Below are 14,986 nucleotides of genomic sequence, written 5' to 3'. Positions count from 1 at the left end.
TCGCCCCCCGTCACAGCCCGCTAATAGAACGTCCCCTTGGGCGCGAAGATCGCATACCCGAAATTGAACGTCAGGTACATGTTCTTCCAGTTGCGCAGGTCTTTTGCAGTAACAGAGTGCCCATATATTTCTCATTGCTTAGCATACGGTCAATCGTTGATGTACTCCATTCGGATTTTCCTGTAACCGTTCTTATACCGTGTTCCTCCAAGTACCGCTTAATTTTGCGGACACCGTTGCCTTCTAAATACAGCGAAAATATCTTACGGACGATCTCGGCTTCTTCGGGCACAATTACAAGTTGCCCTTCGGCATCCTTGGTATAACCTAAAAAGCGGGTGTGATTCAAAAGTGCTTTTCCTTCGCGCATACGTTGATGAATACCAAATTTGATATTCTCGCTCTTTGTGGCGCTTTCTTCCTGTGCAACGGCAAATAAAATAGAGAGCGTGGCATCATCTATCTTTAAGGTGTTGATTCGTTCAACTTCAGAGATAAGTCCAATATTCATAGCTTTCAGCCTCCTTATGGTTGATAGAGCTTCAAGCGTATCCCGCCCGAAGCGGCTCAATGACTTGACGAATATATAATCAAAACGATGTCGCTTCGCATCGCGTAACATTTCGCAGTACCCGCTGCGGCCAGACTTTCGTGTGCCTGACGCAATATCGCTGTAAATTTTATAAAGCGTCCAATTTGGGTTTTCAGTGATAATTGTATTGAAATGGAGTGCTTGAATTTCAAGGCTGTGCAAAAGTTCAGGCGTAGCTTTGCTCACGCGGCAGTATGCCGCGATGCGTAGCTTCTGCAATTCAAGAGGTGTTTCCTTTTTAATAATAGCAGGATATATTGTATAAATCTGTATAGACATAAAAAGCGCCCCATGTCTACTATAACATGAGGCGCTTACTATATAAAACAAAAAGTTAAAGCTACATCCAAATTTCTTTGAATGTAGCTTTTAACTTGGTGCGCCGGAAGGGACTCGAACCCCCGACCTTCTGATTCGTAGTCAGACACTCTATCCAGCTGAGCTACCGGCGCATATTCTCTTGGCGTTCTCGCCGGAGAACGTGTTTTATTATAGCGCCGGCGGTGGGGAAAGTCAAGCAGTTTTTCAAAAAAACTCAAAAAAATCTGCAAATGGGCATCTTTACCGAAAATTCGCAGCTAAACGCGCGGCTTTTCGGCTGTTTGTCGTTGCCAGGAGCGCGACAGAGAATTGACAAATACTTTGCAACATTTTATAATATTCATAGATTTTGGATTACGAACGATGGTGTTTGCAATCGCAGCCGCCATCGGCTTTTTTATTCTCTTTCGTGTCCACAGTGTACGCACAAATGCGCGTGCACAGTACAGAACATTAAACAGATAAACCAGAATCGACCCCAATTTGTATTCCATTAAGAAACGGAGTGGCACTAAACCATGGCGAAGTACATCGTCAAGCGCGTGGCAATGGGCATTTTCAGCGTGTTCATCGTCGCGACCCTTACCTTTTTCATCATGAACCTGGTCCCCGGCGGCCCGTTCGTGGCGGAAAAGTCCATCAGTAAAGCAGCCCAGCAGGCTCTGGCCGAAAAATACGGCCTGGACAAGCCCCTGGGTGTGCAGTACCTCAACTACATGAACAGCCTTGTCCACGGCGATATGGGCCTGAGCCTGAAACAGCGCGGCCGTACCGTCAACCAGATCATCTTCTCCAAGCTGCCTGTGTCTGCCCGCACCGCCGGTCTGGCCGTTCTGGTCGCCCTGTGCGTCGGCATTCCGCTGGGCTGTCTGTCTGCGTATAACCGAGGGAAATGGGCTGACAACCTTATTATTGTCTTCGCCACCTGCGGCATCGCTATCCCGAGCTTTATTTCCAGCGTCGTGCTGCTTTACACCTTCGGCATGAATCTGAAAATTTTGCCCACCGTCGGTTTGAATGAGCCGGCGGCCTACATCATGCCCGTGACAGCGCTGGCTATTTACCCCACCGCCTACATCACCCGCCTGATGCGTTCCAGTCTGCTGGACGTCATGGGTCAGGATTACATGCGCACCGCCCGCGCCAAGGGCGTTTCCAGCGTGAAGATCCTGTTCAAACACGCCCTGCGCAACGCCATCCTGCCTGTTGTCACCTATGTCGGCCCCATGCTGGCAGGTCTGATGACCGGTTCCTTCGTCGTCGAGAAGATCTTCTCCATCCCCGGCCTGGGCCGTGACTTCGTGTCTGCCATCACCAACCGTGACTACATGATGATCATGGGCACCACGATTCTGCTGGCGACCCTCGTCATTGTTGCCAACGTCATCGTTGACATCCTGTACAAGATCATCGACCCGCGCATCAAGCTGAAGTAAGGAGGAGCAGACAAAATGGAAAATCTGAAAAAGAATCCGTTGAGCCTGCAACTCAACGTGGAAGATTTCGCCCCCGCATCCAACGACGAGAAGAAGAGCCTTGTTGTCATGCGTGAGAGCGTCAACTTCTGGAAGGACGGCATGCGCCGCCTGAAGAAAAACAAGATCGCCATGGTCAGCCTGGTGGTCATCCTGCTGATTGCCTTCATGGCCTACATTCTGCCCAGCCTCTGGCCGTACAGCTACGAGCAGCAGATCAAGGGCAGCAACAACCTGGCTCCGTTTGAGTATTCTGCCGCAGAGCAGAAGCTCATCGACCAGGGCGAGAACGTATTCCCCCACATTTTGGGCACCGACCGTATGGGCCGTGACTTTGCCGTGCGTGTCATGATGGGCACCCGCGTCTCCCTGTCCGTCGGCCTGCTGGCCTCTGTGCTGGTCCTGCTCATCGGTGCGACCTACGGCGCTATCTCCGCATTTGCGGGCGGCTGGGTCGATAACATCATGATGCGCATTACCGATATTCTCTACACCATCCCCGACATCCTGCTCATTATCCTGCTGGCTATGGCCATCAAGGAACCGCTGGAAGCGCTGGCGACCAAGCCCGGCTTCGGCTGGATGCAGACCCTCGGCCCCAACATGGTGTCCATCTTCATCATCTTCGCGCTGCTGTATTGGGTCGGCATGGCGCGTATCGTCCGCTCCCAGGTCCTGACGCTGAAAGAGAGCGAGTATGTCACCGCTGCCCGCGCACTGGGCGCATCCGGCGGCCGCATCATCAAAAAGCACCTGCTGACCAACTGCATGGGTACCCTGATCGTCACCACCACCCTGCAGATCCCGTCCTCCATCTTCACCGAGAGCTACCTGAGCTTCCTCGGCCTGGGCGTTGCTGCGCCTATGCCGTCCTTGGGCTCTCTGGCAACCGACGCCGTCAAGGGCATGAACACCTACCCGGTGCTGCTGATTGCCCCCGCGCTGATGATCAGCGTTATGATCCTGGTTTTCAACCTGTTCGGCGATGGCCTGCGCGACGCATTTGACCCGAAACTGAAGAGCTGAGAGGGGAGGAGAAGCAAACATGAGCGAGAAAATTCTTGAAATCAAGGACGAACGCCTGTCCTTCTTCACCCCCGCGGGCGAAGTCAAAGCGCTGAACGGCGTGTCCTTCAGCATGAACCAGGGCGACGTGCTGGGCATCGTCGGCGAGTCCGGCTCCGGCAAGTCTGTCACGGCGTATTCCATCATGGGCCTGACCGCTTACCCCGGCCGTCTGGTCGGCGGCACGGTGTGGTTCAACGGCCACCAGATCGACAAAATGACCGAGAAGGAGTTCCGCAAGATCCGCGGCAACGAGGTCTCCATCATCTTCCAGGACCCTATGACGAGTCTGAACCCGGTGTACACCATCGGCAACCAGATCGTCGAGGTCATCCTGCTGCACACCAAAAAGACCAAGCAGGAAGCCTGGGCCCGCGCTAAGGAGCTGCTGGAGCTGGTCGGCATCAACGAGCCGGACCGCCGCCTGAAGCAGTACCCCCACGAGCTGTCCGGCGGTATGCGCCAGCGTGTTATGATCGCCATTGCGCTGGCCTGCGAGCCGAAGCTGCTGATCGCTGACGAGCCGACCACCGCGCTGGACGTCACGATTCAGGCGCAGATCCTTGAGCTGATGAACGACCTGCGCCACAAGCTGGGTATGTCCATTATCATGATCACCCATGACCTGGGTGTTGTCGCCCAGATGTGCGAGAAGATCGCCGTCATGTACGCCGGTCACATCGTCGAGTACGGCACCACCGACGAGATTTTCTACAACCCCCAGCACGAGTACACCAAGGGCCTGATCAACTCCATCCCCAAGCTGAACGCCGAGGAGAAGGAACGCTTGGTGCCCATCGAGGGCCAGCCGGTTGACCTGCTGAATCCGCCTGCGGGCTGCCCCTTCGCGCCGCGCTGCAAGAGCTGCATGAAGGTCTGCCTGAATAAGATGCCGCCCAAAACCGAATTGAGCGACACCCATTACACCTATTGCTGGCTGCGCCAGAAAGAAGAATTTGAGAAAGGGGGCAAAGCCGAATGAGCGAGAATCTTGTTGAAGTAAAGCATTTGCAGCAGTACTTCCCGGCCGGCGGCGTGGGCAAGAACAAGCAGTATGTGCAGGCTGTCGATGACGTCAGCTTTGCCATCCGCAAGGGCGAGACCCTGGGTCTGGTCGGCGAATCCGGCTGCGGCAAGACCACCACTGGCCGCACCCTGCTGCGTTTGTATGAACCGACGGACGGCACCATCATCTATGACGGCAAGGTGCTGTTTGACAAGAAAAAGAAGATCGCGGTGGATATGCTGCCCTACCGCCGCCGTATGCAGATCGTGTTCCAGGACCCCTACGCGAGCCTGGACCCCCGCATGACCATCGGTGATATCGTCGGTGAGGGCATCGACATCCACCACCTGTGCGCCAACGCCAAGGAGCGTCACGACAAGATCATCTCCCTGCTGGAGCGTGTCGGCCTGAACAGTGAGCACGCCAACCGCTACCCGCACGAGTTCTCCGGCGGTCAGCGTCAGCGTGTCGGCATCGCCCGTGCGCTGGCTGTGGACCCTGAGTTCATTGTCTGCGACGAGCCTGTCTCCGCGCTGGATGTCTCAATTCAGGCACAGGTCGTCAATATGTTTGAGGATCTGCAGCAGGAGATGGGGCTGACCTACCTCTTTATTGCGCACGACCTGAGCGTTGTCAAGCACATTTCCAACCGCATCGGCGTTATGTATCTGGGCAAGCTGGTCGAGCTGGCCGACAGCTTTGAGCTGATCGCCCACAGCGTCCACCCCTACACCCGCAGCCTGATCTCGGCCATTCCGGTGGCTGACCCCGTGATGGCCCGCCAGAGCCACCGCATTGTGCTGCAGGGCGATGTGCCCAGTCCGCTGAACCCGCCGAGCGGCTGCCGTTTCCGCACCCGCTGCCCCTACGCCGATGAGCGCTGCGCTGCCGAGGTGCCGGAGTTCAAGGAGGTCAGCAGCGGCCATTGGGCAGCCTGCCACCATCTGGATAAGGTAAAATAAGTAGGGGGACGGCGTCCTCGACGCCCCTGCAACCTGCTGGACGGCGGCCGTGAGGGCCTTTGGACGATTCTGTCCGCCGACTGACTTCACTCGGCCTGAAATTTATACATATGCAAGGCGGTCAGCCGTGGCCGCCTTGCGTTTTAAGCAAAATTGTATGCGGTAGAGAGACATCTATCTGCGACACACAGAATTGTCCGTGGTAGAGATACAAACGAATTTTCTATCAAAACAGTTACAAAAATTACAGAACACTTGCAAATGCCGCTTTAGAGTGGTAAAGTATAAATATTCACTCCGTTGGGGGCGCTGCCCCCGAGGGGGATTGGGTATAAAGTATAATGAATTTGGAGGGTATTTCACATGAAGATGAAGAACGTTGCTGCCGTGGCTATGGCCGGCTGCATGGCTGCTTCTCTCGCTGCCTGCGGCGGCTCTGCCAGCACCGCAGCCTCCACCGAGACCAGCACCGCTGCATCCACCGAAGCTGCGACCAGCGAAGCCACCGAGGCTACCGGCGACGCTGCCGGTTTCACTGTCCAGCTCGGACCTAACCCCGAAACCCTGGATCCCGCGCTGAACAGCTCTATCGACGGTGCCAACACCATCATCACCACCTTTGAGCCGCTGCTGCTCATCGACGAGAACAACGAGGTTGTTCCCGGCCAGGCAGAGCTGCCCGAGGTCTCCGAGGACGGCCTGACCTGGACCTTCACCATGAAGGACGGCCTGAAGTGGAGCGACGGCTCCGACCTGACGGCGAAGGACTTTGAGTACTCCTTCAAGCGTCTGGCCTGCCCCGACACCGCAGCCCCCTACGGCGAGACCGTTGTCGGCATGATTGACGGCTATAAGGATGCCATCGGCAACCCCGATGCGGACGGCAACACCACCACCGATCCCGACTGGGATGCCCTGAACGTCCACGCCAGCGAGGACGGCAAGACCCTGACCGTCCAGCTGTCCTATCCCTGCTCCTACTTCGATAAGCTCTGCGCCTTCGCGGCTATGAGCCCCGTGCAGCAGGCTACGGTTGAGGCCAACGGCGATGCCTGGTGCACGCAGCCTGACACCTTCGTCTGCAACGGCCCCTACATGATCAGCGATTGGATCCCCTCCGAGCGTATTGTTCTGTCCAAGAACCCGAACTACAACGGCGGCTGGGATACCTCCAAGATCGTTTCCGACACCATCACCCTGCTCCTGCTCGAGGACTCCAGCGCTGCCTACGCCGCTTACAACAGCGGTGAGGCACAGCTCATCAAGGACGTCCCCACCGATGAGATCCCCAGCCTGACCAAGGCTGAGGACGGCGGCGACTTCTACGTTGACACCATCCTGGGCACCTACTACATCTCCCTGAACGACCAGAAGGAGCCGTTCACGAATGCCAAGGTCCGCAAGGCTCTGAGCCTGGCCATTGACCGTGACTACGTTGCCAACACCATCATGCAGGGCACCTACGAGCCCGCTTACAACTTCGTCGGCCCCGGCATCGTCGATGAGAACGGCATGTTCTACGACAACGCCAACGGCGGCGAGCGCTACATCAGCGACGACTACGACGCCAACCTCGAGGAGGCCAAGCAGCTGATGGCCGATGCTGGTTACCCGAACGGCGAGGGCTTCCCCACCATCGAGTACAGCGCCAACGACGCCGGCTACCACATCCCCGTTGCTGAGTACGTCCAGCAGGCCTGGGGCGAGCTGGGCATCACCGTCAACATCAACAAGGTCGAGTGGGCCAGCTTCCTGCCGATGCGCCGCGCCGGTGACTACGACGTCAGCCGTAACGGCTGGGTCATGGACTACAACGATCCTTCCAACATGATCGAGCTGTTCACCACCACCAACGGCAACAACGATGGTAAGTACAGCAACCCCGAGTTCGATGCCGCCATCGAAGCCTCCAAGGTCGCCGATAAGAGCGTCCACTTCCAGAAGCTGCACGAGGCCGAGGACATCCTGATGGAGGATGCCGGTGCGATCCCCGTTGCTTACTACACCGACTTCTGGCTGCAGAGCCCCTCTCTGAAGGGCACCTGGCACAGCCCCTACGGCTACTGGTACCTGCAGTACGGTTATGTTGAGCAGTAACTAACCTTTATAAAGGGCACGACCTGTTAAAAGGCCGTGCCTTTTTTTGTTGGTGAGGCTTCCCCTTGGGGAAAGCAAAACCGTTACAAAACAGTAACATATCGTTGCCGAACTTGCAATCCTGTGTTGCGCGTACTATAATAGTCAATGTTCGCCTGTCACGGACAGACAACGAGTGTAAGAAAGATCCATCAGGAGGATACAAGCAACATGAAGAACAAGAGAATCATCGCCGCGGCGATGGCTGCCGGTATGGCAGTTTCTCTGGCTGCCTGCGGCGGTTCCGCAAGCACGACCGACACCACCGGTACTGCTGATGCTGCCACCACCGAGGCTGCTGACGCCGCCACCGGCGAGGGCACCGGCTTCACCGTCCAGCTCGGCCCCAACCCCGAGACCCTGGACCCGGCCCTGAACGCTGCCGTCGACGGCGGCAACACCCTCATCACCATCGAGGAGCCCCTGCTCATCATCGACGAGAACAACGAAATCCAGCCCGGTCAGGCCGAGAGCTACGAAGTCAGCGATGACGGCTTGGTCTGGACCTTCCACCTGCGCGACGGCCTGAAGTGGAGCGACGGTTCCGATTTGACCGCCGCCGACTTCGAGTACAGCTTCAAGCGTCTGGCCTGCCCCGACACCGCCGCCCCCTATGCTGAGACGGTTGTCGGCATGATCGACGGCTATCAGGATGCCATCGGCAACCCCGATGCGGACGGCAACACCACCACCGATCCCGACTGGGACGCCCTGAACGTCGTTGCCAGCGAGGACGGTAAGGACCTGACCATCACCCTGAGCTATCCCTGCTCCTACTTTGACAAGCTGGCCGCTTTCGTCGCCACTTCACCCGTGCAGCAGGCCACTGTGGAGGCCAACGGCGACGCCTGGTGCACCGAGCCCGACACCTACGTCTGCAACGGCCCCTACATGATCACCGATTGGATCCCCTCCGAGCGTATTGTTCTGTCCAAGAACCCGAACTACGTCGGCGGCTGGGATTCCTCCAAGATCGTTTCCGACACCATCACCCTGCTTCTGCTCGAGGATTCCAGCGCTGCCTACGCCGCCTACAACAGCGGTGAGGCACAGCTCGTCAAGGACGTCCCCACCGATGAGATCCCCAGCCTGACCAGGGCCGAGGACGGCGGCGACTTCTATCTCGATGAGATCATGGGCACCTACTACATCTCCCTGAACGATCAGAAGGAGCCGTTCACCGACCCCAATGTCCGTAAGGCTATGTCTCTGGCCATTGACCGCGACTACGTTGCCAACACCATCATGCAGGGCATCTACACCCCCGCCACTGCGCTGGTTGGCCCCGGCATCGTGGACAACGAGGGCTACTTCATGGACAATGCCAACGGCGGCAAGCCCTACATCGGCGACGACTACGAGGCCAACCTCGAGGAGGCCAAGCAGCTGATGGCCGAGGCCGGCTACCCGGACGGCGAGGGCTTCCCGGTTGTTGAGTACAGCGCCAACGACGCCGGCTACCACATCCCCGTTGCTGAGTACGTCCAGCAGGCCTGGGGCGAGCTGGGCATCACCGTCAACATCAACAAGGTCGAGTGGGCCAGCTTCCTGCCGATGCGCCGCGCCGGTGACTATGACATCAGCCGCAACGGCTGGTCCATGGACTACAACGACCCCTCCAACATGCTGGAGCTGTTCACCACCAACAACGGCAACAACGACGGCAAGTACGCCAACCCCGACTTCGACAAGGTCATCGAGGAGTCCCGCGTTGCCGACAAGGCTACCCACTTTGAGAAGCTGCACGAGGCCGAGGACATGCTGATGGCCGACGCCGCCTGCATCCCCGTTGCGTATTACAACGACTTCTGGCTGCAGAGCCCCTCTCTGAAGGGCACCTGGCACAGCCCCTACGGCTACTGGTACCTGCAGTATGGTTATGTTGAGGAGTAATTCTTTATAAATGAAAAGGCACGTCCTGCGTTGGACGTGCCTTTTTCTGTGTCTGGCTTCTCCCTTGGGGCTGCGCCCGCAGGCGCGTGTCGGAGCGCAACCGCCGTAGGCGGCTCTTAGCGCGGAGACTGAAGCTGTCAGCGGCCCCGCCCGCTGACTGATGAGGGAAAACCTTACCATTGTCGCCCGCAAGCGGGTTGCCACGGCAAACTTTGCCCCTCATCCGGCCCTGCGGGGCCACCTTCCCCCACAGGGGAAGGCTTGGGACTCACGCTCCCAGCGTTGCCGCCATCACGGCCTTGATGGTATGCATTCTGTTCTCGGCCTCCTGGAACACGATGGACTGCGGGCCGTTGAATACCTCGTCGGTCACTTCCATGGCGTCGCGGCCAAATTTCTCGCCCATTTCCTTGCCCACGGCGGTCTTGTGGTCGTGGTAGGCGGGCAGACAGTGCATGAACACGGCGGTGCCCTTGGCCTTCGCCATCAGCTGCGCGTTGACCTGGTAGGGGGCCAGGGCATTGATACGCTCCTCCCACACTTCCACCGGCTCACCCATGCTGACCCACACATCGGTGTAGACCACATCGGCCCCGGCCACAGCGTCGGTATCCTCGGAAAGTGTGATGCTGCCGCCGCTCAGGCGGGCAAACTCCCGGCATTTGGCGACCAGCTCGGGGTTCGGCCAGTAGGCTTTGGGTGCGCAGGCCACAAAATGCAGGCCCATCTTCGCGCAGCCGATCATCAGGCTGTTGCCCATGTTGTAGCGGGCGTCGCCCATGTAGGCAAATTTCAGGCCCTGCAGCTTGCCGAAATGCTCACGCAGCGTCAAAAAGTCGGCCAGGATTTGGGTGGGGTGGTACTCGTTCGTCAGGCCGTTCCACACCGGCACGCTGGCGTACTTGGCAAGCTCTTCCACAATGGCCTGGCCGTAGCCGCGGTACTCGATGCCCTCAAACATACCGGAGAGCACCTGCGCCGTGTCGGCGATGGACTCCTTTTTGCCGATCTGGCTGCCGGTGGGGTCCAGGTAGGTGGTGCCCATCCCTAAGTCGTGGGCCGCGACCTCGAACGAGCAGCGGGTGCGGGTGGAAGTCTTTTCAAAAATCAGCGCCACGTTTTTGCCGCGCAGCGTATCGTGGGGAATGCCCGCCTTTTTCTTGGCTTTCAGCTCGGCCGCCAGGTCCAGCAGGCCGCCGATCTCAGCCGGGGTAAAGTCCAACAGCGTCAAAAAATCATGTCCTACGAGGTCCATATGGTTGCTCCTTTTGTAAATATACGTATTATCTGTATAAATATACATATGATTATACCACGTTTGCAGGCTATGTGCAAGAGCGAGTTTGTGGTATAATCTTTATAAAGGCTTCCCCCTCAGGGCGAAGGCAAAGAAAATGGAAAGGAGGCCGCCCCACCCATGCCCAAAATCTACTTCCACGTCGATGTCAACTCGGCCTTCCTCTCATGGTCGGCGCTTAAATCGCTGCAGGACGGCGGAACCGTCGACCTGCGCACCATCCCCGCCGTTGTGGGCGGCGACGAGGCCAAGCGCCACGGCGTTGTGCTGGCCAAAAGCGCCCCGGCAAAAAAATTCGGCATCCAGACAGGGGAGAGTCTTTTCGCCGCCCGCGCCAAGTGCCCGGGGCTGACCATCGTGCCGCCGGACTTTGACTTCTACGTCAAAAACAGCAAGGCACTGATTGCTATTTTGAACGACTACACCCCGGATGTTGAACAATACAGCATCGACGAGGCCTTCCTTGACATGACCGGCACCGAGGCGCTGTTCGGCCCGCCGCTGACCGCCGCCCACACCATCCGCCGCCGCGTGCGCCGGGAGCTGGGCTTCACGGTCAATGTCGGCATCGCGCCCAACCGCCTGCTTGCCAAAATGGCCTCCGACTTTGAAAAGCCCGACAAGGTCCATACCTTATATAGATACGAGGTCGAAAAGAAGATGTGGCCGCTGCCGGTGGGCGATCTGTTCGGTGTCGGCCCCAGTGCGGCCAAGCGGCTGAACGGTTGCGGGGTCTACACCATCGGCGATTTCGCCAAGCTCGACCGCGAGACGGCGGTGGGGCTGTTCGGCACCCGGGGCGATACGCTGTGGAACTACGCCAACGGCCGCGAGTCTGACCCGGTGACGAAGCAGGGCAGCCGTGACAACAGCTACGGCAACAGCGTAACGATGCCCCGGGACTTGCCCCGGCCCGAGGACGCCGACGCCACGATGCTGGCGCTCTGTGATTCGGTGGGCCGCCGCCTGCGGGCCGACGGCAAGACCGCCCGCGTGGTGACGGTGCAGCTGGTGGATAACGCCTTTCGCCGCACCAGCCACCAGACGACCCTGCCCAATCCGACGAACTCCACCGACCGGCTCTATCACGTCGCCACCGAGTTGATGCGCCAGATGTGGCCCGCGCGCCCGGTGCGGCTAGTGGGTGTCAGCGCCGAAAAAACCAGCGAGGACAACTTTGAGCAGATGGACCTGTTCACGGATGCCGCCCGCATCGACAAGCAGGAAAAGCTCGACCGCGCCGCAGACGCCCTGCGGAAAAAGTTCGGCGGTGCCGCCGTGACCCGCGCCAAACTGCTGACCCCCGAGACCCGCAAACCCGAAGCCCTGAGCGCCGCCAAAGAGCGGGATAAAAAATGACCCATGGAGACGGTGGCTGCCTCTCATGGGTCATTTGTACTTTGTGTGAGCATGGCTCTCCCCCGAGGGGGAAGTCGTCAGCGGCCCCGACCGCTGACTGATGAGTGCCAGCCTTGCCGTGCCGTCCGCTATCGGGGTGCCGCGGTACACGCGCCCCTCATCCGGCCCTGCGGGGCCACCTTCCCCCAAAGGGGAAAGCAAGTAGAACCCTCAATTCGCCTCAAACTCGCAATATTCCCCGTCGATCTCCACGACCACGGCGTTGTCCCCGGTCACCCAGTACGGATACCCCGTGCCAAAATTCGAGCACCTGTCTGTCTCAGGGAATGCGTCTCTGTCGACGCTGTCGGAGATCACGCCGTCCGGGTCGCGGTTAGCGATGAAATCAATCACCTTCGGCGACTCAAAATAACGCACGCCGTCGATCTGCACGCACCGTGCCAGGCCCAGTGCGATAGACGACTCGGCGGAATCCTTTGCTGCCCCCTCCTTGGCGGCCGCGTCCCCGTTGTCTGCCTGCAGCGCAGCGGCGCTCAGCATTGGTACATCCGGTGCGGGGGCAATCTCGGCGGCTTCCTCCGGGGCGTCGTCGGCAAAGGCGGCGGCTTCGCTGGTCATGTTGGCTTTGCGGAATCCGTCACTCTGCCACACGGCCACGCCGCCCAGGAAGATGCACGCGCACGCCGCCACCGACACCAGCTGCCGCCAGTATACTGGCGGTTTGCGGCGCTTTTTCAACGGCGCGTCGGCGGCCAAAATCAGGTCATCGTCCACATGGCCGATGGCCTCAAACAATTCACGTTCTGTCACAGCGCGGCACCCCTTTCCTGTAAGTATGCGGACAGCTTGCCGCGCGTGCGGTGCAGCGTCACCCACACCTTGCTCTCAGTCAGACCGTACCGCGCGGCAATATCTGCCGTGGCGTCGCAATACCAATAGCGGCGCAAAAATATATTGCGTGTTTCTTCCGGCAAAGTACGCAGAAAATCGCTGATGATCCGTCCGGTTTCGGCGGCGTCAAAACTGTCCTCCACGCCGCCCGGCGCGGCGACGCACTCGGCCAGCTCGTCCAGCGGGGCACAGGTCTGTCCGCTGCCACGCTTCTGGGCCGATGCCTTGTCAAAGCGATCCAGCGCCAGATTCCGCGTGATGCGCCCCAGGTACGGCGCCAGCCGCGCGGGGCGGTTGGTGGGCATACTGTTCCACGCGGCCAGCCAGGTGTCGTTCTCGCATTCTTCGGCGTCATGGGCGCTGTGCAGAATGTTGTCGGCAATTTTGCGGCAGTACGTGCCGAACTTGGCCGCCGTCTCGGCCAGTGCCTGCTCGTCCCGGGCCCAGTACAGGTCCACGATCAAAGCGTCCTCCATGGTTTTGACCTCCTTTATATATAAGGTAGGGATTTGCCCTGCAAATGTTACACAAAACGCCTGCTTTTTGCGGCAGGCGTTACATTTTTGTGGGGGTGCACGTGTGTGTGCCCGCCTTACAACATATGCTTTTTGTGCAGCACCCACGCCGCAAACACGCACAAAGCCAGCGTCAGCGCCAGCACAATGGCAAACCCGGCGGTGGTGTTGGCAAACGGCATACCGTCGGACTGGACGTTCATGCCGTACAAACCGCTGATAACGGTGGGCACGGCCATCAACAGGGTGATGCTGGTCAGGTATTTCATGGCGTTGTTCAGGCGGTTGTCCAAAATCGAGCTGAACAGCTCTCGTGTGCCCTTGATATCGTCGCGGTAGATGCTGGTCATCTCAATGGCCTGGCGAATTTCGACGATAACGTCGTCCAACAATTCGCGGTCGTCGGGGTACTGCTCCAGCCGCTTGTAGCGGGTCAGGCGGTCCAGCACCGTGGCGTTGGCGCGCAGACTGGTGGCAAAGTAGACCAGCGTGGATTCCAGCGCGTGCAGCTCCATCAGGTCGCTGTCCTTCAGCTCTCCGGCAAGATTCTTCTCAATGGCCTGGCGGCGGCGGTCGATGAGCCGCAGTTCCTGCTGATACATAGTGGCGGCGCGGTACAAAAGCTGGTAGACGAACCGCATCTTCTTCCGCGTTGAGAACCCCTTGACACGGCAGGCGGCGAAATCGCCGACCACGGCGGTATCAGCGGAGCAGACCGTGACGATCAGCTCCTGCGTCAGCAGGATGCCCAGGGGGATGGTGGTGTACACGCCCTCGCTCGCGCCATCCACCTTGATGGGGATGTCCACGATGATGACGGTGTAGCCGTCCTCCAGGCTGATACGCGCCGATTCCTCGGGGTCGGTCGCCGCGACGATATCGGTAGGTTCGATGTCCAGTGTTGCCGCTACCCGGCGCACTTCCTCATCGGTGGGGCTGGTCAGGCAGATCCACGCCCCCTCGCTCATATCATCGACCCGCGTCAGCTGCTTGTCCTGCGTGCGGTAAATCTTCATCATGGCTCGTTCCACCCATACATTATTATAGTATCAGTATAAAGCTTTTCCGCACGATGCGCAAGCAGATATTTTCCCCCGATGCACCCCGCAACCAAACCCTTTACGGCAACCACTCACCCAACGGCCCACCCGTAGGGGCGGCATATATGCCGCCCGCGCACCCTGCCCGCATCACCAACTTTCCCCCATCTGTTGCGCCGTAGGGGCCGGGCATGCCCGGCCCTCCGCCTTGCCTATACCACTCAATTTCCCCTCAAATGCCCTTCCTGAAAAAAATCCAAAAAACTTTTAAAAACCCTATTGACATTTTTGGCTGGACAGGATATAATATACAAGCTGTCACGGAGACGCGACAGCACAGCAGGACCTTGAAAATTGAACAAAACTGAAACTTGTGGAACCTTGAACGTGGGTTTGGAAACCCACGATAATCAATTCCAAATTTACAAGTAATT

The 14,986-nt window shown here is 58.5% G+C and carries 12 protein-coding genes and 1 tRNA gene; 7 read left to right on the top strand and 6 right to left on the bottom strand.

Annotated elements, in window-relative coordinates; genetic code table 11:
• Positions 1 to 70: 70 nt before the first annotated feature.
• Together ACZO0A_RS11790 and ACZO0A_RS11785 are read right to left on the bottom strand one after the other, a co-directional pair.
• Positions 71 to 871, bottom strand: coding sequence for a recombinase family protein (locus ACZO0A_RS11790; protein WP_486846363.1), 801 nt, complete (start codon positions 869 to 871; stop codon positions 71 to 73).
• Between the two features lie 96 nt (positions 872 to 967).
• A tRNA-Arg gene (locus ACZO0A_RS11785) sits at positions 968 to 1,044 on the bottom strand.
• A gap of 387 nt (positions 1,045 to 1,431) precedes the next feature.
• On the opposite strand from ACZO0A_RS11785, the gene ACZO0A_RS11780 reads away from it, so the two are divergent.
• The 6 genes from ACZO0A_RS11780 to ACZO0A_RS11755 all read left to right on the top strand — a co-directional run bounded on the left by ACZO0A_RS11780 (position 1,432) and on the right by ACZO0A_RS11755 (position 9,450).
• Positions 1,432 to 2,349, top strand: coding sequence for an ABC transporter permease (locus ACZO0A_RS11780; protein WP_215691594.1), 918 nt, complete (start codon positions 1,432 to 1,434; stop codon positions 2,347 to 2,349).
• 15 nt (positions 2,350 to 2,364) lie between these two features.
• Positions 2,365 to 3,414: an ABC transporter permease gene (locus tag ACZO0A_RS11775; protein WP_302376262.1), complete on the top strand. Its 1,050-nt coding sequence runs from the start codon at positions 2,365 to 2,367 to the stop codon at positions 3,412 to 3,414.
• A gap of 19 nt (positions 3,415 to 3,433) precedes the next feature.
• A complete protein-coding gene (locus tag ACZO0A_RS11770; RefSeq protein WP_291211094.1) occupies positions 3,434 to 4,435 on the top strand; it encodes an ABC transporter ATP-binding protein in 1,002 nt (333 codons plus the stop codon).
• Positions 4,432 to 5,421, top strand: coding sequence for an ABC transporter ATP-binding protein (locus ACZO0A_RS11765; protein WP_291231394.1), 990 nt, complete (start codon positions 4,432 to 4,434; stop codon positions 5,419 to 5,421). Before ACZO0A_RS11770 ends, ACZO0A_RS11765 begins: the two co-directional genes overlap by 4 nt.
• Before the next feature lie 363 nt (positions 5,422 to 5,784).
• A complete protein-coding gene (locus ACZO0A_RS11760; protein WP_291211101.1) occupies positions 5,785 to 7,518 on the top strand; it encodes a peptide ABC transporter substrate-binding protein in 1,734 nt (577 codons plus the stop codon).
• Positions 7,519 to 7,728: 210 nt separating this feature from the next.
• Positions 7,729 to 9,450, top strand: a complete 1,722-nt coding sequence (locus ACZO0A_RS11755) for a peptide ABC transporter substrate-binding protein (protein WP_486846361.1) — start codon at positions 7,729 to 7,731, stop codon at positions 9,448 to 9,450.
• Between the two features lie 268 nt (positions 9,451 to 9,718).
• Here the strand turns inward: ACZO0A_RS11755 and argF are convergent, their stop codons facing one another.
• Positions 9,719 to 10,705 carry an ornithine carbamoyltransferase gene (gene argF / locus ACZO0A_RS11750; RefSeq protein WP_215691588.1) on the bottom strand — a complete coding sequence of 329 codons (987 nt, stop codon included), beginning with the start codon at positions 10,703 to 10,705 and terminating at the stop codon, positions 9,719 to 9,721.
• A gap of 162 nt (positions 10,706 to 10,867) precedes the next feature.
• On the opposite strand from argF, the gene ACZO0A_RS11745 reads away from it, so the two are divergent.
• Positions 10,868 to 12,106, top strand: coding sequence for a DNA polymerase Y family protein (locus ACZO0A_RS11745; RefSeq protein WP_215691587.1), 1,239 nt, complete (start codon positions 10,868 to 10,870; stop codon positions 12,104 to 12,106).
• A gap of 210 nt (positions 12,107 to 12,316) precedes the next feature.
• On the opposite strand, the gene ACZO0A_RS11740 is transcribed toward ACZO0A_RS11745, so the two are convergent.
• From ACZO0A_RS11740 to ACZO0A_RS11730, 3 genes are all read right to left on the bottom strand, one after another.
• A complete protein-coding gene (locus ACZO0A_RS11740) occupies positions 12,317 to 12,916 on the bottom strand; it encodes a hypothetical protein (protein WP_294781420.1) in 600 nt (199 codons plus the stop codon).
• Positions 12,913 to 13,473: an RNA polymerase sigma factor gene (locus ACZO0A_RS11735; RefSeq protein ID WP_486846359.1), complete on the bottom strand. Its 561-nt coding sequence runs from the start codon at positions 13,471 to 13,473 to the stop codon at positions 12,913 to 12,915. The genes ACZO0A_RS11740 and ACZO0A_RS11735 overlap by 4 nt, the downstream gene beginning before the upstream one ends.
• A 116-nt stretch (positions 13,474 to 13,589) precedes the next feature.
• The gene (locus ACZO0A_RS11730) at positions 13,590 to 14,531 is read right to left on the bottom strand and encodes a magnesium transporter CorA family protein (RefSeq protein ID WP_215691584.1); all 942 of its coding nucleotides are present in this window, start codon (positions 14,529 to 14,531) and stop codon (positions 13,590 to 13,592) included.
• Between the last annotated feature and the right edge of the window lie 455 nt (positions 14,532 to 14,986).

This window comes from Gemmiger sp. (genome assembly GCF_057431175.1).
The sequence above is the reverse complement of the archived record's forward strand: the minus strand, read 5'-3'. Positions and strand labels throughout refer to the sequence as shown.